This window comes from Pseudomonas sp. EB271-G4-1, assembly GCF_058791355.1.
Map to the genome: position 1 here is coordinate 60,628 of NZ_JBYTEO010000009.1, position 17,263 is coordinate 77,890.

General features: G+C 57.4%; 23 protein-coding genes and 1 pseudogene. 12 read left to right on the forward strand and 12 right to left on the reverse strand.

Features of this window, described 5'->3' with window-relative positions; all coding sequences use genetic code 11:
- Positions 1 to 283 precede the first annotated feature (283 nt).
- The 10 genes from AC3WWR_RS06875 to AC3WWR_RS06920 all read left to right on the forward strand — a co-directional run bounded on the left by AC3WWR_RS06875 (position 284) and on the right by AC3WWR_RS06920 (position 8,985).
- On the forward strand, positions 284 to 1,060 hold the full coding sequence (locus tag AC3WWR_RS06875) for a transporter substrate-binding domain-containing protein (protein ID WP_020799006.1): 777 nt from the start codon (positions 284 to 286) through the stop codon (positions 1,058 to 1,060).
- 64 nt (positions 1,061 to 1,124) lie between these two features.
- A complete protein-coding gene (locus AC3WWR_RS06880) occupies positions 1,125 to 1,802 on the forward strand; it encodes an amino acid ABC transporter permease (RefSeq protein ID WP_020799005.1) in 678 nt (225 codons plus the stop codon).
- Positions 1,799 to 2,533: an amino acid ABC transporter ATP-binding protein gene (locus AC3WWR_RS06885; protein WP_020799004.1), complete on the forward strand. Its 735-nt coding sequence runs from the start codon at positions 1,799 to 1,801 to the stop codon at positions 2,531 to 2,533. Before AC3WWR_RS06880 ends, AC3WWR_RS06885 begins: the two co-directional genes overlap by 4 nt.
- A gap of 20 nt (positions 2,534 to 2,553) precedes the next feature.
- A complete protein-coding gene (locus AC3WWR_RS06890) occupies positions 2,554 to 3,789 on the forward strand; it encodes a cysteine desulfurase-like protein (RefSeq protein WP_020799003.1) in 1,236 nt (411 codons plus the stop codon).
- A gap of 36 nt (positions 3,790 to 3,825) precedes the next feature.
- Positions 3,826 to 4,704, forward strand: coding sequence for a MurR/RpiR family transcriptional regulator (locus tag AC3WWR_RS06895; protein WP_033040878.1), 879 nt, complete (start codon positions 3,826 to 3,828; stop codon positions 4,702 to 4,704).
- A 53-nt stretch (positions 4,705 to 4,757) separates the two neighbouring features.
- Positions 4,758 to 5,654 (forward strand): allantoinase PuuE, encoded by an 897-nt coding sequence (locus AC3WWR_RS06900; protein WP_492598565.1) that lies wholly within the window; start codon positions 4,758 to 4,760, stop codon positions 5,652 to 5,654.
- Positions 5,655 to 5,705: 51 nt separating this feature from the next.
- On the forward strand, positions 5,706 to 7,142 hold the full coding sequence (gene hydA / locus AC3WWR_RS06905; RefSeq protein ID WP_020799000.1) for a dihydropyrimidinase: 1,437 nt from the start codon (positions 5,706 to 5,708) through the stop codon (positions 7,140 to 7,142).
- Positions 7,139 to 7,885: a fumarylacetoacetate hydrolase family protein gene (locus AC3WWR_RS06910; RefSeq protein WP_033039572.1), complete on the forward strand. Its 747-nt coding sequence runs from the start codon at positions 7,139 to 7,141 to the stop codon at positions 7,883 to 7,885. Before hydA ends, AC3WWR_RS06910 begins: the two co-directional genes overlap by 4 nt.
- A gap of 342 nt (positions 7,886 to 8,227) precedes the next feature.
- Entirely contained in the window at positions 8,228 to 8,446 is a 219-nt protein-coding gene (locus AC3WWR_RS06915) for a hypothetical protein (protein ID WP_020798998.1), read from the forward strand.
- A 224-nt stretch (positions 8,447 to 8,670) separates the two neighbouring features.
- Positions 8,671 to 8,985, forward strand: a complete 315-nt coding sequence (locus AC3WWR_RS06920) for a hypothetical protein (protein WP_020798997.1) — start codon at positions 8,671 to 8,673, stop codon at positions 8,983 to 8,985.
- Between the two features lie 178 nt (positions 8,986 to 9,163).
- Here the strand turns inward: AC3WWR_RS06920 and AC3WWR_RS06925 are convergent, their stop codons facing one another.
- The 3 genes from AC3WWR_RS06925 to AC3WWR_RS06935 all read right to left on the reverse strand — a co-directional run bounded on the left by AC3WWR_RS06925 (position 9,164) and on the right by AC3WWR_RS06935 (position 10,780).
- Positions 9,164 to 9,667, reverse strand: coding sequence for a hypothetical protein (locus AC3WWR_RS06925; RefSeq protein WP_033039568.1), 504 nt, complete (start codon positions 9,665 to 9,667; stop codon positions 9,164 to 9,166).
- A gap of 256 nt (positions 9,668 to 9,923) precedes the next feature.
- Positions 9,924 to 10,343 carry a DUF6691 family protein gene (locus tag AC3WWR_RS06930; protein ID WP_168757813.1) on the reverse strand — a complete coding sequence of 140 codons (420 nt, stop codon included), beginning with the start codon at positions 10,341 to 10,343 and terminating at the stop codon, positions 9,924 to 9,926.
- A 2-nt stretch (positions 10,344 to 10,345) separates the two neighbouring features.
- Positions 10,346 to 10,780, reverse strand: a complete 435-nt coding sequence (locus tag AC3WWR_RS06935) for a YeeE/YedE family protein (RefSeq protein WP_033039564.1) — start codon at positions 10,778 to 10,780, stop codon at positions 10,346 to 10,348.
- Positions 10,781 to 10,966: 186 nt separating this feature from the next.
- Between AC3WWR_RS06935 and AC3WWR_RS06940 the strand changes: the two genes are divergently transcribed.
- Positions 10,967 to 11,611: a DUF2268 domain-containing putative Zn-dependent protease gene (locus AC3WWR_RS06940; RefSeq protein WP_110753841.1), complete on the forward strand. Its 645-nt coding sequence runs from the start codon at positions 10,967 to 10,969 to the stop codon at positions 11,609 to 11,611.
- A gap of 135 nt (positions 11,612 to 11,746) precedes the next feature.
- On the opposite strand, the gene AC3WWR_RS06945 is transcribed toward AC3WWR_RS06940, so the two are convergent.
- From AC3WWR_RS06945 to AC3WWR_RS06980, 8 genes and pseudogenes are all read right to left on the reverse strand, one after another.
- Complete coding sequence (locus AC3WWR_RS06945) at positions 11,747 to 12,061, reverse strand: DUF2933 domain-containing protein (RefSeq protein ID WP_151141782.1); 315 nt, start codon at positions 12,059 to 12,061, stop codon at positions 11,747 to 11,749.
- Between the two features lie 156 nt (positions 12,062 to 12,217).
- Positions 12,218 to 12,436, reverse strand: a complete 219-nt coding sequence (locus AC3WWR_RS06950; RefSeq protein WP_020798990.1) for a hypothetical protein — start codon at positions 12,434 to 12,436, stop codon at positions 12,218 to 12,220.
- Positions 12,436 to 14,607 (reverse strand): heavy metal translocating P-type ATPase, encoded by a 2,172-nt coding sequence (locus AC3WWR_RS06955; protein ID WP_432669387.1) that lies wholly within the window; start codon positions 14,605 to 14,607, stop codon positions 12,436 to 12,438. Before AC3WWR_RS06955 ends, AC3WWR_RS06950 begins: the two co-directional genes overlap by 1 nt.
- A gap of 26 nt (positions 14,608 to 14,633) precedes the next feature.
- Positions 14,634 to 14,903 carry a DUF5676 family membrane protein gene (locus AC3WWR_RS06960; protein WP_020800242.1) on the reverse strand — a complete coding sequence of 90 codons (270 nt, stop codon included), beginning with the start codon at positions 14,901 to 14,903 and terminating at the stop codon, positions 14,634 to 14,636.
- Positions 14,900 to 15,583, reverse strand: a complete 684-nt coding sequence (locus AC3WWR_RS06965) for a methyltransferase family protein (protein WP_020800241.1) — start codon at positions 15,581 to 15,583, stop codon at positions 14,900 to 14,902. Before AC3WWR_RS06965 ends, AC3WWR_RS06960 begins: the two co-directional genes overlap by 4 nt.
- Positions 15,584 to 15,612: 29 nt before the next feature.
- Positions 15,613 to 15,681: pseudogene (locus tag AC3WWR_RS06970) on the reverse strand (DUF2933 domain-containing protein); the annotation flags it as partial.
- Between the two features lie 111 nt (positions 15,682 to 15,792).
- Positions 15,793 to 16,188, reverse strand: a complete 396-nt coding sequence (locus AC3WWR_RS06975; RefSeq protein WP_020800240.1) for a hypothetical protein — start codon at positions 16,186 to 16,188, stop codon at positions 15,793 to 15,795.
- A 106-nt stretch (positions 16,189 to 16,294) separates the two neighbouring features.
- Positions 16,295 to 16,693 (reverse strand): hypothetical protein, encoded by a 399-nt coding sequence (locus AC3WWR_RS06980; protein ID WP_083348764.1) that lies wholly within the window; start codon positions 16,691 to 16,693, stop codon positions 16,295 to 16,297.
- Between AC3WWR_RS06980 and AC3WWR_RS06985 the strand changes: the two genes are divergently transcribed.
- Complete coding sequence (locus AC3WWR_RS06985) at positions 16,692 to 16,841, forward strand: hypothetical protein (protein ID WP_155943752.1); 150 nt, start codon at positions 16,692 to 16,694, stop codon at positions 16,839 to 16,841. The two genes, AC3WWR_RS06980 and AC3WWR_RS06985, sit on opposite strands and share 2 nt — an antisense overlap.
- 17 nt (positions 16,842 to 16,858) lie before the next feature.
- Here AC3WWR_RS06985 and AC3WWR_RS06990 read toward each other — a convergent pair whose 3' ends face one another.
- A complete protein-coding gene (locus AC3WWR_RS06990; RefSeq protein ID WP_020800238.1) occupies positions 16,859 to 17,230 on the reverse strand; it encodes a c-type cytochrome in 372 nt (123 codons plus the stop codon).
- Between the last annotated feature and the right edge of the window lie 33 nt (positions 17,231 to 17,263).

Below are 17,263 nucleotides of genomic sequence, written 5' to 3' on the forward strand. Positions count from 1 at the left end.
GACCACGGCCTTGCTGGATGATAGGCGATTGCCGCCAGATGTTGAAATCTGAGCCCGGAGTCCTCTGTCTTCCGCGAGGTCTGGTGAGCGTGGCCACCTTGGTCGGTTCTGACCGAACTGGCCCTTTGGACGTGACGCTTGAGAAAACTGAAGGCAGCGATGGAGTAAAAAATTCACATTAACGATTTGTTGAAATAAATAATCCACTGATTTACTCTCGATCCCACGTTGCACGAGATCAACCGCTGTTAGCACCTAAAAAAACAAACAATCGGGAGCAAACATGAAAGCGAAAGTGATGTTGGGATTATTCATGACCGCCGCCGTTGCACTGCCGGCCTGGTCAGCTGACTGGACGGTAGGAGCTAACGTTGGCAACGTGCCTTGGGAGTTCCAGGACGCCAAAGGGGAGTTCGTCGGCTTCGAGGTCGATGTTGTAAAAGAGGTGGCCAAGCGCGCCGGGAAAAGCGTCGAGTTCGTCAATATTCCATTCAATGGCCTGTTCAGTGCCGTGCAATCCAAGCGTGTCGAGATCGCTATCTCCTCCATCACCATCACCCCTAAACGCCTCGAGTCAGTTGCCTTCGCACAGCCTTATTTCGACAGCGATCAGTCCCTTACTGCGCTGACCACGTCCAAGGTCAAGAGCCTGGCTGATATGAACAATAAGGTCGTTGGCGTCGATACGGGTTCGACCGGTGACATGTGGATTGGCCAACACATGGACGAGTACAAGTTCGCCGACGTCTCGCGTTATGAGGGGCTATCGCCGGCCATGCTTGATTTGGCTTCCGGGCGCATCGATGGCTACCTCAGCGACATTCCCGCGGTGCTCTATTACATCAAGGACAAGCCGCAATACACCATCGTCGCTCGCATTCCCACCGGTGAGCGCTATTCGCTGATGCACGCCAAAGGCTGGGCGATGAGCGATCAGGTCAACGACATCATCAGCAAGATGAAAGAAGACGGCACACTCGGAAAGATCCACAAAGAATGGTTCGGCACCGACGCGGCTAAAGACTCGAGCACTCTGCAAGTGACCGCTGTTCTCAAGTAAGCCTTGCTGCTGTTGCATGAAAGTGGCGACGCCCGTTCGCCACTTGTATTGACCGAGGTATCCCATGGATCTTTTGCAGACATTTTTTAATTGGAATGTGCTCATCGAGTCACTTCCGCTGATGATGCGTGGTCTGGGCGTCACCATTCTGCTTGGAGTGGTAAGTATTGCCCTGGGCCTCGTGGGTGGGCTGTTGCTGGCGCTGTTGAGGTTGTATTCCTACGCACCCGTTCGGGCGCTGGCACGTATCTACATCGATATCATGCGCTCCATTCCATTGCTGGTTTTGCTGGTACTGATCTATTACGCACTGCCTTTTGTGGGTATCCGACTGTCGTCTTTTGCGGCCGCTGCCAGTGCGCTCTCGCTTGTGTCCTGCGCTTACAGCGCGGAGATTTTTCGGTCGGGTATCGAGGCCATTCCCCGTGGCCAGTTTGAAGCCTCGGCATCTCAAGGCATGAGCTTTTTCAACACCATGCGCGACGTCGTTTTACCCCAGGCCATACGCATCGTAATGCCGCCCATGACGAGCAATTGCATCAACGTCATGAAAGACACGGCGCTTGCCTCGGTGGTCGCAATGCCTGACTTGTTGAAACAGGCAACCCAGGCGCAGGCGTTGGCTGCCAACCCGACACCGCTGGTAGGGGCTGCCTTGCTGTACCTGTTGCTGCTGTTGCCGTTGGTGCAAATGGTCAGCTGGGTTGAGCGCCGTAATGCCTCGGGAGGAAAAACCGCATGAGCACATTGATCGACATCGAAAAGCTAGACAAGTACTACGGCAGCTTCAAAGCGTTGAGTGATATCAACCTGCAGGTTGAAGAAGGTGAAGTGGTGGTCATTCTTGGCCCGTCCGGCTCGGGGAAATCGACCTTGATCCGCTGCATCAATCTGCTTGAAGACTATCAGCAAGGCCATATCCGTGTGGCAGGTGAGCGGGTCGAAAACGGACCCCGACTGGCCGCCATCCGCAGCGAAGTCGGCATGGTGTTTCAAAGTTTCAACCTCTATCCGCACCTCAGTGTTCTCGACAATGTGTCGCTGGCGCCGATTCGGGTGCGGGGGTTGAGTCGGCGTGATGCTCATGCCCGGGCCAAGGAATTATTGGTCAAGGTCGGCATGGCCGATCATGCGCACAAATACCCCAGCCAATTGTCTGGCGGCCAACAGCAGCGTGTGGCAATCGCCCGCACCATGGCTATGGAACCTCGGGCGATTCTGTTCGATGAACCGACTTCCGCGCTGGACCCGGAAATGGTTGGCGAGGTGCTCGATGTCATGCAAAACCTCGCTCGCTCCGGTGTCACGATGGTCGTGGTCACTCATGAAATGGGCTTTGCCCGTCGGGTCGCCGATCGAGTCATTTTCATGGAAAGCGGACGCATTGTTGAGCAGAACATCCCTGAACCGTTTTTTACCGCACCTAAGGAAACACGCACACAAGCGTTCCTGCAGGCCATCCTGCATCACTGAATCCGGCTGGAGAAAGTAGAGTGAATCCTCTCGATATCGATTACGTTCGCAAGCAATTTCCAGGTCTGGCCGGTGGCTTTGCCTACATGGATAACGCCGGTGGTTCGATGGTGCTGAGCTCCGTGGCGCAAAGGGTCAGCGATTACCTGCTCAACAACAGTGTGCAATTGGGCGCGTCCTACCAGGCTTCCGTCGACGCTGGCGAGCGAGTGATGCAGGCACGTCACTCGGTCATGCAATTGATCAACGCCGAGCATCCCGAAGAAGTGATCATGGGCGGATCGACCACCCACTTGTTGCAAATCCTGTGTCGCGCCATCGCCCCGTCAATCGTCCCAGGCGATGAAATCATCGTCACCAATTGCGATCACGAAGCGAACATCGGTCCATGGGTCAAGTTGTGCGAAAGCCGTGGCGCGACCTTGCGTGTGTGGCAAGTCAATCCCGACAGTTGTGAACTCGAGCTGGATGACCTGCAGGTTTTGTTGAATGACAACACCCGCTATGTGGCGATGACCCACACCTCGAATATTCTTGGTTCAGTCAATCCGGTTGCCGAAGTGGCGCGGCGTGTCCATGCAGTGGGCGCCAGGTTGTGCGTGGACGCCGTCGCTTATGCGCCACACCGACTGGTGGATGTGCAGGCCAGCGGTGCCGATTTCTACGTCTACAGCTTCTATAAAACGTTCGGCCCGCACTTTGCCGTGCTCTGGGGGCGTCGTCATTTGTTGCTTGAGCTGCCGAGCCTGAACCACTTTTTCATCGGCCAGGACGTGGTGCCTTACAAATTGCAGCCGGGCAACGTCAACTACGAGTTGTCATTCGGTTGCATCGGTATCACCGACTACCTGCTCGACATCAGCACCCGTCTTGGCGCCCAAGGCAGCGAGCGCAAGTGCATGCAGGCAGCGTTCGATGCCTTCGAGGTGCAGGAAGATTTGCTTGCCGAGCGCTTGCTAGCGTTTTTGCGCCAGCGCGAGGGCGTTCGCATTATTGGCAAGGCACATATCCGCAATCGGGTACCTACGATCAGTTTCGTGGTTGAGGGGGGTCAGTCGGAGGCCATTGTGCGCAGGGTCGATGAGCACCGGATCGGCATTCGCTTTGGTGACTTCTATGCGCGACGGCTTATCGAAGCCCTTAGGCTTGATCGGTTTGGCGGGGTAGTGCGTGTGTCGTTGGCGCATTACAACACGCTGGAAGAAGTCGACCGTCTCATCACTGCGCTGGATCAAGCAATCGATGCGTTGCGTTGACAGGCCTACACCCTTCTAATTTGACGAGCCTTCATCATGGCCTTACCTGAAACCCTTGCAGAGCTGCGTGACTGTATAGCGGCACAGCACGAACACCTGACCGGTCGCTTGCGCGATGCTGCCCGATTCCTGATCGACAACCCGCATGAGATCGCACTCAACACGGTAGCCGAACTGGGTAAGCGTTCGAGTATCGCGCCCACCGCTTATATCCGGCTGGCTCAGGCCCTTGGCTTTGCAGGTTTCAAGGATTTGCAGCGGCTGTTCCGTGCACCGCTGCAACAGGCTGCCGACTCCCAAAGCGAACGCAGTGAGCGCATTCGACACTACGGCGGTGAGACGTTGCTGGAGGACCCGAGTGACGTCGGCGCGATTTTGCGCGAATTCAGTCAGGCCAATATCGTTTCCCTGGAACACCTGGCTGAAGGGGGGGAGCAGGCGAATATCGAAGCGGCCATCGCTCATCTGCAAGTGGCGCGAACCACCTTCGTTATCGGCATGCGTCGCGCCTTTCCGGTGGCGGCATATCTGAGCTACGCATTGAGTCGTGTGGGCCGTAGAACCGTGCACATCAGCGGTGCTGGCGGCACCTTGCCTGAGCAGGTCAGCGCCATTGCCGATGATGATTTATTGATAGCTGTGAGCTTTCCGCCGTACGCCAATGACACCGTTGAGGCTTGTCGCCAGGCGCGCCAGGCTGGCGTGACGCTGGTGGCGATCACTGACAGCGTTCTGAGCCCCATCGGGCAGATGGCCGATACCGTGATTGAGGTTAACGACGCTGAACTGCTGGGCTTTCGTTCGCTTACCGCGTCGTTCTGTATTGCGCAATCCCTGGCCATGGGGCTGGCCTTTAGCGAGTGGCAATCGGATAGCACTTTCAGTCATGACCGACTGAAAGAGATCGACTGCTAAGTCGCTACCTTCGCTACGTACTTTTTAACCAGTCACTTCAGGAGACGATCCCGATGGTTTCACCTGCACGCGATTTAGTGGGTTACGGTAGAAAACGCCCGCAAGGCACCTGGCCGAATGGCGCACGATTGGCCATCAGCCTGGTGATCAACTACGAAGAAGGCTCCGAACGCTCGCTCGCCATGGGCGACCCGGACCAGGAGTCCATGACCGAATGGGGTAGCTATTCAATACCCGACGGCACACGCAATCTGGCGATGGAGTCCATGTATGAGTACGGCTCGCGCGTGGGGATCTGGCGGATTCTGGATATTCTCGATCAGCAATCGGTAAGAGCAACGTTTCATGCCTGCGCTGTCGCCTTTGAGCAGAATCCCGATGTTGCTCGCGCTGCAGTGGCCGGTGGTCACGAAATTTGCAGTCACGGGTATCGCTGGGAAGAGGTGTTTCGCCTGACTGAAGAGCAGGAACGTGAACACATGCGCTTGGCCATCGAGTCCTTCGAGCGCACCTGTGGCAAGCGTCCTGTTGGTTGGTATTGCCGCTATGGCGCCAGCGTCAACACACGGCGCCTGGTCGCCGAGGAGGGCGGTTTTCTTTACGATTCCGATGCCTACAACGACGATGTTCCCTACTTCGTCGAGGTCGAGGGCAAGCGGCACCTCGTGGTGCCTTACACCGCTGATGTGAACGATTTCCGCTACTGGAATTCTCCAGGGCTTTCCCAGGCATCGGACTTTTTCGAGTACATGAAAGAAAGCTTTGAAGTCCTGTATGAGGAATCCGCTGAAGGGCCACGGATGATGTCGATCGGGCTGCACCCGCGCATGGTAGGCCATCCCGGGCGGGTAAGGGCGATCAAGCAATTCATCGAGTATGCCAGGCAACACGGTGGTGTCTGGTTTGCCACGCGGGAAGAGATCGCCCGTGCCTGGCTTGAGCGCGGTTGATTGCGTGGCAATCACGCTCGCTCAACCACAGTCATTTCAAGGCGGCCTGATATGCAATTTTTCGATACGGTGATTCGCAACGCCCGCGTGGTAACCGCCGCGGACACGTTTACCAGCGATATCGGCATTCGGGATGGGCGCATCGTCTCCCTTGGCCTGGACCTGCCGCCAGGTCACCAGGAAATCGACGCGGCAGGCCGGCATGTCACCCCCGGTGGCATCGACAGCCACGTGCACCTCGACCAGCCGACCGGCGACGGCTCGGTGATGGCCGACGACTTTTTCAGCGGCACGGTCTCGGCGGCCTGCGGTGGCACCACCACCGTCATCCCGTTCGCCTGTCAGCAGAAGGGCGAAAGCTTGCGTTCTGCCGTCGATGACTACCATCGTCGGGCGGGGAACAAGCCGGTGATCGATTATGCCTTCCACCTGATCGTCACCGATCCCACCCCGCAGGTGCTGCGTGAAGAACTGCCGGCCTTGATTGCTGAGGGCTATACATCGTTCAAGATCTACATGACCTATGATGCGCTGAAACTGGGCGACCGGGAGATTCTCGAGACGTTGTCGGTCGCGCGCCGCGAGGGCGCCATGGTGATGCTCCACGCCGAGAACAGCGATTGCATCGCCTGGCTGACCGAGCGGCTACTGGCGGCCGGGCTGACTGCGCCGCGCTATCACGCCGCGTCGCGGCCGATGCTGGTGGAGCGCGAAGCGACCCATCGCGCCATCGCCCTTGCCGAGCTGGTGGATGTGCCGATCCTGATCGTGCATGTGTCGGGTCGCGAGGCCGTGGAGCAGATTCGCTGGGCCCAGAGTCAGGGGTTGAAGGTGTACGCCGAAACCTGCCCGCAGTACCTGTTCCTGACCGCCGCCTCGCTGGGGTGTGACGACAGCTTCGAAGGTGCCAAGTGCGTCTGCAGCCCGCCGCCGCGCGATGCCGCCAACCAGCAGGTGATCTGGGATGGCCTGGAGAACGGTTCGTTCGAGATTTTCTCGTCAGACCACGCACCCTTTCGCTTCGATGGCCCTGATGGCAAGAAGGCTCACGGTGAAGAAGTGTCGTTCGACCAGATCGCCAACGGCATTCCCGGTGTCGAAACCCGCATGGCATTGCTCTGGTCCGAAGGCGTGCGCAGTGGGCGCATTACCCCGCAAAGCTTTGTTGCGCTGACCTCCACTAATGCCGCCAAGATGTATGGGTTGTATCCACGCAAGGGCAGCATCGCTATCGGTGCCGATGCCGACCTGGTGATCTGGAACGAAGGAGAGTCGGTGCACCTGTGCAACGAAATGCTGCACCACAACGTCGATTACACGCCTTACGCCGGCATGACGCTGAGCGCCTGGCCGGCCATGACCCTGTCTCGCGGTGAGGTGGTCTGGGACGGCGAGCCACGCGGTGAGGCGGGTCGGGGCCGGTTTCTGCCGTGCGAGCGCCCGGCGCCGGCGCAAGTGCGCCGTCGCAAGACTGAGTTGCCATTGTGAGTGCGGTCGCGCAGGTCGCCGCCACCCTGATTCGTGGTTGGCGTGAGGGGCGCCAGCAACCGTTGCCAACCATGGAACTGGCTAACGAAGCCCAAGCCTATGCCGTGCAGCATCAGGTCGCGGATGCCCTCGGCTGGTTCGCCGACGGGCCGCCAGCGGCCTGGAAACTGGGCGGCGCACCGGGAGGGCTGATCAGCGCCGCCGGGGTACCGGCAATGGCGATACACCCCTGCGGTTGGCAGGTTCCGCCGGGCGATGCCTTTGGTTTCGGGATCGAGGGAGAGCTGATCGTGCGCCTGTTGCGCGACCTCGACCAGCACACGGATCTGGCCATGGCACGTGCGGCGGTCGATGTCTGGATGCCGGGCATCGAACTGTGTGGTACGCGCTGGCTGCAGGGCGCTCAGGCCGCGCCACTGCTTCGGCTGGCCGACCAGCAACTCAACCGCGCGCTGGTACTCGGTGCACCGCAAACGCTGGGGGAAATGCCGGATTGGTCAAGACAACAGGCGGTGTTGCGGGTAGACGGGAAGCCTGAGTTCGTCGGCGTTGGCAGCCATCCATTCGGTGAGCCGCTGAGTTCGCTGCCGTGGTTGGCGCGTCACGCTGCGGCATTGGGCAACCCTTTGCGAGCCGGTGACCTGGTGGCTTGTGGTAGCTGGACCGGTATTTACTGGGCATCGGCCGGGGTGCAAGTGGAAGTCGAGTTTGCCGGGATAGGGCGGGTTGCCTTGTCGACTTGATTTTAAAAGGTCACTTTTGGCCCCTTTTGGCCGACAGCTGCGACCCTGCACGGGGCTATCCCGGCCACCTAAGGGCCTGGCTTGGCTGGAACTAGGCAAGTCAAGTCGGGCTCTTTGACCCCGTTCCAGTTTTGAAACGTAAGTTCGGCTGCTGACCCCTGCCAAGTTCTTCCGAGACAGCCCTCGAGCCATCTTAATGAGTTCTTTTTCATTGAATGCTCCACGCCGCGCACGGCGGTCGGCATTGGGTTGAACAGGGGGGAGTTAACCGTTCGTCAGGGCTCACGCACGATCAGCCAATTGGCAAGTCGATGAAGTAGCCCAAAAAAAGAAAGGTTCCTTATGCGACCGCTAATCCTCGATTTGCCGAATGGGCGTGAGCTCGCAAATGAACTTGATCTTGCTATTGAGCAGATGATGGCCATCTCGGTCGAGCTAATCGGTGGCGCAGAGTGGATCGCGGCCTCCACCAGGCAGCAGCAAGCCTTCCAAAAATGGCGAGAGTATCTTCAGCTGATGGCTTATGGGAGAGTGCATGTCGACTCATTAAAGGTTGCCTGAATTTACGGCTCCTTGTAGCTGAGCCAGAGCAAGTTGAGCGGAGCTGCTGCTTGAGTTGGATGCTTCAACTACAAGCATGATGCTGCTGGTTTCATCACGAGACATGGCGGGGATCGATTGGGATCTGGCCGTTCAGAGGCATCGCGATGTTTGTGAGGCCTGGAACTCATTCATCCATCAGCCAGTCCCCAAGGCGAACATTTGAACGCAAGGCGTAGCCTAAAATGAACTACAGACGCCGTGAGGATCAGGTGTTGAGTTCAGCTACATTTGAGCAATCAGCCAAACAGGTGAAGCTCATGACTTGCTTGATTTGCAACGGGCCTGCAACGGCAATTGATGCTGATGAAGATTATCTGGAGAGGGCCTGTCCGAAGTGCGGGCATTATCGAATCACCGGTGCGGCGCTTGTGCTGATAAAAGCCCACGGCTGGCACTTTGACGTGGAGCTGGCCAGGAAGTGGATCGCGGACAATCAGGCATCTGGCATGATTCCAATCATCGATTCGCACCAGGCACCTCGCTTGATCGACGTTTAGATTCACTTCATGTTGCTTTTTCGACAGTCCGGCGAAAGACGGGAAGGGCAACTGCCTGTTCACGCCCAGTCGTCCTGCCCGCTTTGTCGTAACCCCAGAGGTTGCTGCCGTCGAACCGCTCAGGGCCGAGGTAACCGAGATGCAGTGGTTCGACGGTACAGCGGTAATTGCGCTGTTCTTATTGGCCGGGCTTGGCTGGCGGCTGCCCCTGCATGTAGTTTTGATGCCACATCATGTGATCCATCATCATCTGTTGCATCCCGGTGTACCTTTCCATCATGTACTGGCGTTGACTCTTTTGCTCCGGGGTCAGGTTCGAGTAGTCGTGCCAGCCCATCGTGTGGTCAGCACTCATCATGTGGTCGCCACCCATCATGTGTTTTTTGCCCTTCATTCCCGGCCCCCACATGCCATTCATCATGCTCATCCCATGTTGCATCGTTTCCCAATGCTCCTGAAGGAGCTTCTGCCGTTGCTGGGGATCCTGGGTTTGCTGGATTTTCTCCATCTGTGCCTGCATCTTCTTGAAGGTGTCTTGCGCCTGAGCCATCTGTTTATCGAACTCGGCAACATTTGGCGTTTGTTGCTGCGTCTGGGTCGGTTGAGATGGCTCGGCTGCCAGGGCCCATGCGGGGGTTAGGGATGCGACGAAGAAAAGCACGGCCAATTTGCTATTTTTCATGTATGGCTGCCTTGGGTGGGGGTGAGCTGAACCCAATTCTGAGTTAACCGATTGCGGAATTTGCGTTAGCCCGCATTCGCCAACATGACGGATTTCAGCATGACGATCGCCTGTGACCCTTCACTAGTTAACAGGGCTGTCAAAAACAACCTTGATATTTATCAGATACCGAAGGGGTTCTATGGCGAACGCATCTTCCCGCCGGCCAACGCTGCAGCAGTGGTCGCGCCACCGACCGTTCATGGCAGCCAACCGATCAATGGCTGCGCCGGGACTCCAGCGCAGTGAACAACAGCATGCCAGCCAGCATGGCTAGCATGAATACGATGGCTTGCCAGTGCCCGGTCAGCAGTATGACTACAGCAGGACCTGGACAGATCCCGGCGATTCCCCAACCAATGCCGAATAACAGGCTGCCGCCAATCAGGCGTGGGTCCAGTTCACGCTTGACCGGTAGCTGCATTGGCCGTCCCAGCAGCGAGCTGGATTGTCGGCGTGCCCAGGTCAGGGGGGCAATGGCGACGCCAATCGCTCCAACCATGACCAGCGCCAGGGAAGGATCCCAGGCACCGGTCAGATCCAGGAACGCCAATACTTTTCCCGGGTTGGCCATGCCTGCCAACAGAAGGCCGAAGCCGAACAGCAAGCCGGCAATGAATGCGCTCAGTTTGATCATGTTCAGCCCCCCAGCAGATGACGCAAGACATACACCGTGGCGAAACCACTGAACATGAAGCACGCAGTGGCAACCATCGATCGCCGCGACAGGCGCGATATGCCGCACACCCCATGGCCACTGGTGCAACCGGAACCGTACCGTGTGCCGATGCCCACCAATGCACCGGCAACCATCAGTCCGAACCAGCCACTGTGGAACTCAATTCGCGGCAGCGTGGCGAACAAGCCCCATAGCAGCGGCGCGATGAGCAGGCCCAGGAGAAACAGTGCTTTCTCACTCACCCCCTCGCTTCTACGCTGTAAAAGACTGCCGATCAGACCGCTGATGCCTGCAATACGCCCGTTGGCGACCACGAACAGACTGGCCGCCAAGCCGATCAAAGCGCCGCCCGCGAGGGATGACCAGGGGGTGAAGTTGAGCCAGTCGATAGTCATGAAGTTTCTCCGGCGCAAAACGTAGACAGAAGCGAAGGGTGCCAAGTGTTAATGTTTGGAGCGATCTCGCATTTTCATACTGATCAATAAACGAACTCAACTCGGTCGGTCGGAACAGGGCTGATCAGCGCAATCTAGTTGACGACTTATCGCGTTACCCAAGGCTTTATGCAAGGAGGCATGATAATGACATCCATAAATTTCCATTTCATCGACGCGCGCGGCGCGCTTATCGATCACCGTGATTGGCTTCACACCCGCCTGTTAGCAACCTACGCAAAGGCAAGTGCGTTGATGCCGTTGCGCCCACTTGATGTGATCGTGAAAGCTGGCACTCATGTCATTCCAGAAAAGGGGCATCTGGGATATACGCCGGAACCAGGCCTTATTTTTTTGACCGTAGATCCTGCAAGTGACATTTTCAGAGCCAACCAGGAAGCGTCGCTCGAACGAATGTTTGCACATGAGCTACACCATGCCGCCCGATGGGATGGGCCAGGTTATGGATCGTCTTTAGGTGAAGCGCTTGTTTCGGAGGGACTGGCGGGCGCTTTTGCGCAGGAAGTCTGTGGTGGTTTACCTGAACCATGGGAGCGCCTCGATGTGTCTGACATTCGACGCCATGTCGCAATGGCGGCAAGCTACTGGAGTCGCAAGGATTATGGCCACGACGCGTGGTTCTTCGGTGCATCTGACCTCCCAAGATGGTTGGGCTATTCCCTTGGATTTCAGCTCGTCAAACGATTCCTGCTGGAGCATGAGGGCAGTACATCTTCCAGTCTCGTGGAGATGGAGGCCGAAGCGTTTCGTGGAGTGCTCGCAGTTATCTAAAACGTTCGGGCTTAGGTCATCAATCGATCTTCGAACTGTGGACACGCCTCGTATTGTGCATCTAACCAGGCGTTCAAGCCGACGCCCTGGCTCTGCGCACCTGGCTTCATGGCATTACGGACAGACGTTGAATCGTCATGCAGGGCGATCGGGATATTTCGTCTGATTATCGGGTAGACCATCGTGCGCCTCTTGGCCATTGCGAGCGCTGGTGTGCTGATGTCCACAGCAATTGGCATGTTCATTACTCTCACCGTATTTATGTCCGCCATGCCCACGATGCATGAAAAAATGCATCAGTGGACAGGCCAGTAACAGTAGGAATGGCAGATAGGGAAGGACGTGAGCCCTGTGCTCGGCAAACAGGAAATAGCCGGCGATGGCCAGGAAGCCTAAAAAGTACCAGTGGGTGCCCCTTGCGCGGTGCTGGGGCAAGTTATGTTGATTCATGATGGCACTCCTTGCAGGGAACGGGAGAGAGGGTCATGACGCAAGGCCACTTCCAATTTTGCTGAAGCGCTATCGTAGGTGTGAGCATAGCGAGCCAGAGCATCGGTTTACGTGTCCAATGCGTCGGAAATTCAGGGTGGTGAGTCGCATAAAGTATCAAGGCAGATTCTTCCTTTTCAGTTGCCGATTGGCCCCGGCCATGTCCTTGTCGAATTGGCGGACACCTCGGAAAAGTTGCACCCCGACCACGACCGGGCACAGCAGGAAAATCGCTGCTATGACAAACGATTTTCCGGTCAACCCCAGCAGGTAAAGCACGGTGGCGATGCCCACAACACTCACCAGGAGGCAGATAATCAGAACTTCGCGATTCATTATGTAACCTCCTGACTCAAGCCAATACGGGCACGTTTCAGCAGCGCGGAGTTGGCGATTACCGACAAGGAACTGAGCGCCATAGCGGCGGCAGCGATGATGGGATTAAGCAGGCCAAAGGCCGCAATTGGAATGCCGATACTGTTGTAGATGAATGCCCAGAACAGGTTCTGTTTAATCTTGACCATGGTTGCGCGCGACAGCTTGATCGCGGTGACCACGTCGCGTACATCGTTCTTGAGCAGGATGATGCCGCCAGTTTCCTTGGCGACATCGGAACCCGAGCCGATGGCGATGCCGATGTCAGCGGTGGCCAGGGCAGGTGCATCGTTGACACCGTCGCCAACCATGGCCACGACCTGCCCTTCGCTTTGCAATTGACGGATCATTGCGGCCTTGTCGTCGGGCAAGACCTCGGCAATCACTCGCTCGATGCCGACCTGCCGCGCGACCGCTTCGGCAGTCCGGTGGTTGTCGCCGCTCAGTAGCACGACCTTGATGGCGCTGGCCTGCAATGCCGCAACGGCTTCAGCCGCTTCAGGTTTTATGGTATCGGCCACAGCAATTACCCCGAGCAAGCGGTCGTCGACCCCGACCAGCATCGCGGTCTTGCCATCGGCTTCCAGGCCGATGAGGTGCTCCTCGGCAGCCTCGGTCGAAATGCCTTGGCGGGCGAACAAACGTCGGTTGCCCAGCCAGATTTTGCGACTGTCGATACTGCCTTCGATGCCGTGACCGGCGATCCCACTGATGCCGGTCGCCTTCGGCAGGCTGATGCCGCGATGCCGTGCGGCGCGCACTATCGCTGCGCCGAGCGGATGTTCTGAACCGGACTCCACGGCAGCGGCGAGCATCAAGACCTCGTTTTCCATCGCGGTCCCAAGCGAGATCACATCGGTTACGTTGGGTTCTCCTCGGGTAATGGTGCCGGTTTTGTCGAACACTACCGTACTCAGTTTTTCAGCCCGCTCTAATACTTCACCGCCACGGATAAGGATGCCGTTATCGGCGCCCTTGCCAACACCGACCATTAACGCGGCGGGCGTCGCCACGCCCAATGCGCAGGGGCAGGAAATGATCAGGACCGCGATAAAGGCCAATAACCCCTGTGGGAAATTCCCCACAAGAGACCAGCCGACAAGGGCCAACAACGCGACCGCCACCACTGCCGGCACAAAGTAGCCGGTAACCTGGTCAGCCAACCGCTGGATCTGTGCCGTACTGGTCTGCGCCTCCTCGACCATCTTGATAATCTGCGCCAGTGCGGTGTCGGCACCGATCCTGCTCGCCTTGAAAGTAAGCACGCCATTGCCATTGAGCGTACCTCCGATTACCGGGCTGCCCGGGTGTTTGTCGACCGGCATCGACTCGCCGGTCAGCATGGACTCATCGACCGTTGACTGACCCTCACTGACATCGCCATCGGTGGGGATCTTCTCGCCAGGCTTGACCACCAAAAACTCGCCGACCATGACGTTTTCAGCGGGCAAGTCGACCTCCTGTCCATCACGAATCACGTGCGCAATCGCAGGCTTGAGATCAAGTAGGCGTCGTACTGCGGCTGAGGATTTTGTCTTGATGATCTCCTCCATGTACCTGCCCAGCAGCACGAAGGCGATGATGACCGCCGACACCTCGAAATAGACGTCACGTTCGGACACCTTGACCGGCAGGACGTCTGGGAAGAACAACACCGCGACGCTATAGAAATAGGCGACGGACGTGCCGAGGGCGATCAGAAAATCCATGTTGATGTTTAGGGTGCGAATGGCGTTCCACGCCCCCTTATAGAAACCCCAGCCACCGATGAACTGCACCGGTGTTACCAGCAGGAATAGCCATATACCCCATGTGAACCAGGGGAGTGCCGGGATCGGCGCCCAAGTCAGCAGTGTGGCACCAGCGGCGAGTGCAATGAAGGCGCCTGCACGCAGCAGTGCCAAGGCCAGTACCCCGGTCAGGGCGATAGTCACGCGGGTTTTCATCGCCTTCAGTTCATTTTCCGGCGACTCGAAGGTGCGCAGGCAGGTATCGCTGCAAAAGTAATAGCTGCGCCCGCCACGTTCTCGTGACAACGCGGTGGTCTTGTCCACCATCATCCCGCAGATCGGATCTTTTGCCATTTTTCCTGATGCCAGCGCCTGTTGGTGCTGCATGTGTGATTGGTTCATCACGGCCTCCTGATTCGAAGCGCCTATCAAGGCCTGCCATGGAGCTTGGCGGACAACCACGCAAACAAGGTGCCGACCATCGCTCCCCATACACTCAAGACCAGCAGCGGCCCGACGAAAGTCGCCACACCGTAGTCTTGCGGAGCTTGCAGGCGACCGAAGTCGAGTCCATGGAACAAGGCGTTGAGAAAGGCGATTCCCTGCACCGGCCATAGCGCATAGAGCAGCGCACAGATGCTGTAGGAAATGGCCATGGTCAGGGCCAAGGAAATGCCGGTTTTCCAGGGGGCGTTCATGGCTGTTTTCCTGAGTTCGGAGGGGCGCCAGTAGGGGAGGGACTGCGGCGGGCTGACCAAGGCAGGAATGCCTGTGTCCGTTCACGGTAAGTGCGGTAGGCATCGCCGAATCGTGCAAGCATCTCCTGTTCTTCCCGCTTCGCCAGCTTGATGTAGACCAGTAGGAGAATTGGGAACATTACCAAGGTGATCAACGTGGGCCATTGCAACAAAAAGCCAAACATGATCAGCACGAAACCGACGTACTGCGGGTGACGGATCCGCGCATAGGGCCCGTCGACCGCTAGCTGCCCAGTACCTTGGGCCTCGTAGAGCACACGCCAGGCGGCTGCCAATAACCAGAAGCCGCCAGCGATCAGCAGGTTGCTGAAAATGTGGAATGGCCCCCAATGCGGATTGACCTTCCAGCCCATCAGTGTTTCGAGCAGATGCCCAGCGTCGTGCGAGAGGAAGTCGATGCCAGGGAAGTTACGAGCGAGCCAGGGCATCAACAGGTAGATAGTCAGCGGGAAACCGTACATTTCGGTAAACAGTGCCACCAGGAACGCCGAGAACATGCCAAAGGAGCGCCAATCGCGGCGCGTCTTGGGCCGGGTGAAGCTGAAGGCGAACAAGATAAACACTAATGAGTTGATAATGACCAGCGACCAGAGACCGTAGGCCGATTCAGTATGGCTCATGGTTGGTACTCCTCACTTGCCTGGTGTGTTTACCGTTCGTGCCTTTGCTGATGATCACCTTGGTCGTGGGGCATAAACAGTTGCACAAGTGGGCAGGCTGCTAGTTACAAGCAGGGTAAGGCGCTCTGTACCTGAGTTGTTAGCTCAATTGGCTGTAAGGAACTGTAAAGCGCCCATGGCCCAGAACATTCCGCGGCTCCACCGCACATTTACTTTTTCATTGGCATTTCCATCATGGACGACTGCTGGTCCATCATCTGCATCATCATGTCCATCATCCCTTTGCCTGCGCCGTCCTTCGCACCAGACATGCCCATGCAACCCATTGCACTGTGTTCCTTGCTCATCATGGACATGCTGTCCTTCATCGCTTTCATGCCTTCCTGCAAGGCGGCCTGGCGCTCAGCTGGCGTTTCAGCCGCTGCCGCTTTGTCATGTGCAGCCTGCATTTTTTGCATTTGCTCGGTCATGGCATTGTTCACGGCCGTCGATGCCGGAGCAGTGCTCACGGTTGAGTCGGCCGGGTGATGGGCATCCTCGGCAGAGACCATGAATGCACTGCTAGCCAGGACGGCAGCCAGAACCCATTTAGAATGCACTTGCATGATGAACTCCTGAGATTGTGAGGGATAAGCAGAATGGCCTGGTCGCGAAAAAGCGCTGCAGCAGGGCAGAGCAACCTGTGCTCTGCCACTCTGAGACAGGGGGGGGCTAATCGTTGAAACGGACGAATGTCAGCCGTACCGGGCTTTTTGGTGGCGCGGGACGTTTTAGTACAAGGGTGGCCAGAGAGGATTTTTGCTCAGGATCAAGCACCAATATCAGGACTGCCGCTGTTAGCAGTAACAGGGCGGCCAAGTGGACAGGATCCGCTGCTGGCGTCTGCAATGAAGGTTTTATCGCCGTGGCAGTGTCTTCACAGTTTTGAAGGCAACCATTGGCGTGGAGCGCATGACCATCCACCACATACTGCTCGATAGTGTGTGGGGCGGCCAAATTGTGAATCGGCTGTACCAGACACCCCTGGATTGCCATCACGGCCACAGCCAGCACCCATACCGCGAGGGTAAGGTGCAATAGGCTGCGGCGGTGACGATGGAACCAGTACATGAAGTACAACCTCGACTTATTACGTCGTGTTGATTTTCAGTCTAGCTGGCAAAGCAATGGAGAGTTTGATCAAAATCAAACTCAGGTCACTTGTGAAGGCTCCCCAACAACGCCAACACGGGGATGGGCGCAATGCCCAGATGTATGACCCGACGCTTGATTTACTCACCTCAAACTCTTCAAATAAGCAATAAGATCCTGACGACTCTGCCTGTCGGCCTGCCCCGCAAACATCATCACATTGCCCGGCACCAGGCTGGCAGGACTGGTCAGCCACTTGTCCAGATTGGCGTCGTCCCACTTCAGGCTGGCGCCTTGCAGGGCGGCGGAATAGGTAAAGGCTGGGGCCTGGGCGCTGGTGCGATCGAATACGCCGTGCAGGCTCGGCCCCATCAGGTTCTTGCCCGCTTCGGGGCTGTGGCAGAAGCCGCACTGAGTCTTGAACAGGGCTTGGCCCTGAGCGACGTCGCCTTGGGCCAGTGTCAGAGGGGCGGCCAGCACCAGCGCGGCGGCCACCAGAAATTGTGTGTAGGTCATTGTGTTCCCTGTCGATAAAAAGCCCCGCCAGGA

What these genes read in the sequence shown, in the direction of transcription:
- AC3WWR_RS06980 (WP_083348764.1), bottom strand. Translation starts at nt 16,693, where the DNA reads ATGTACTGGTTCCATCGTCACCGCCGCAGCCTATTGCACCTTACCCTC.
- AC3WWR_RS06895 (WP_033040878.1), top strand. Translation starts at nt 3,826, where the DNA reads ATGGCCTTACCTGAAACCCTTGCAGAGCTGCGTGACTGTATAGCGGCA.
- AC3WWR_RS06965 (WP_020800241.1), bottom strand. Translation starts at nt 15,583, where the DNA reads ATGAGCCATACTGAATCGGCCTACGGTCTCTGGTCGCTGGTCATTATC.
- AC3WWR_RS06915 (WP_020798998.1), top strand. Translation starts at nt 8,228, where the DNA reads ATGCGACCGCTAATCCTCGATTTGCCGAATGGGCGTGAGCTCGCAAAT.
- AC3WWR_RS06960 (WP_020800242.1), bottom strand. Translation starts at nt 14,903, where the DNA reads ATGAACGCCCCCTGGAAAACCGGCATTTCCTTGGCCCTGACCATGGCC.
- hydA (WP_020799000.1), top strand. Translation starts at nt 5,706, where the DNA reads ATGCAATTTTTCGATACGGTGATTCGCAACGCCCGCGTGGTAACCGCC.
- AC3WWR_RS06955 (WP_432669387.1), bottom strand. Translation starts at nt 14,607, where the DNA reads ATGAACCAATCACACATGCAGCACCAACAGGCGCTGGCATCAGGAAAA.
- AC3WWR_RS06900 (WP_492598565.1), top strand. Translation starts at nt 4,758, where the DNA reads ATGGTTTCACCTGCACGCGATTTAGTGGGTTACGGTAGAAAACGCCCG.
- AC3WWR_RS06920 (WP_020798997.1), top strand. Translation starts at nt 8,671, where the DNA reads ATGAACTACAGACGCCGTGAGGATCAGGTGTTGAGTTCAGCTACATTT.
- AC3WWR_RS06880 (WP_020799005.1), top strand. Translation starts at nt 1,125, where the DNA reads ATGGATCTTTTGCAGACATTTTTTAATTGGAATGTGCTCATCGAGTCA.
- AC3WWR_RS06925 (WP_033039568.1), bottom strand. Translation starts at nt 9,667, where the DNA reads ATGAAAAATAGCAAATTGGCCGTGCTTTTCTTCGTCGCATCCCTAACC.
- AC3WWR_RS06975 (WP_020800240.1), bottom strand. Translation starts at nt 16,188, where the DNA reads ATGCAAGTGCATTCTAAATGGGTTCTGGCTGCCGTCCTGGCTAGCAGT.
- AC3WWR_RS06935 (WP_033039564.1), bottom strand. Translation starts at nt 10,780, where the DNA reads ATGACTATCGACTGGCTCAACTTCACCCCCTGGTCATCCCTCGCGGGC.
- AC3WWR_RS06930 (WP_168757813.1), bottom strand. Translation starts at nt 10,343, where the DNA reads ATGATCAAACTGAGCGCATTCATTGCCGGCTTGCTGTTCGGCTTCGGC.
- AC3WWR_RS06885 (WP_020799004.1), top strand. Translation starts at nt 1,799, where the DNA reads ATGAGCACATTGATCGACATCGAAAAGCTAGACAAGTACTACGGCAGC.
- AC3WWR_RS06990 (WP_020800238.1), bottom strand. Translation starts at nt 17,230, where the DNA reads ATGACCTACACACAATTTCTGGTGGCCGCCGCGCTGGTGCTGGCCGCC.
- AC3WWR_RS06875 (WP_020799006.1), top strand. Translation starts at nt 284, where the DNA reads ATGAAAGCGAAAGTGATGTTGGGATTATTCATGACCGCCGCCGTTGCA.
- AC3WWR_RS06985 (WP_155943752.1), top strand. Translation starts at nt 16,692, where the DNA reads ATGAAGTACAACCTCGACTTATTACGTCGTGTTGATTTTCAGTCTAGC.
- AC3WWR_RS06950 (WP_020798990.1), bottom strand. Translation starts at nt 12,436, where the DNA reads ATGAATCGCGAAGTTCTGATTATCTGCCTCCTGGTGAGTGTTGTGGGC.
- AC3WWR_RS06945 (WP_151141782.1), bottom strand. Translation starts at nt 12,061, where the DNA reads ATGAATCAACATAACTTGCCCCAGCACCGCGCAAGGGGCACCCACTGG.
- AC3WWR_RS06940 (WP_110753841.1), top strand. Translation starts at nt 10,967, where the DNA reads ATGACATCCATAAATTTCCATTTCATCGACGCGCGCGGCGCGCTTATC.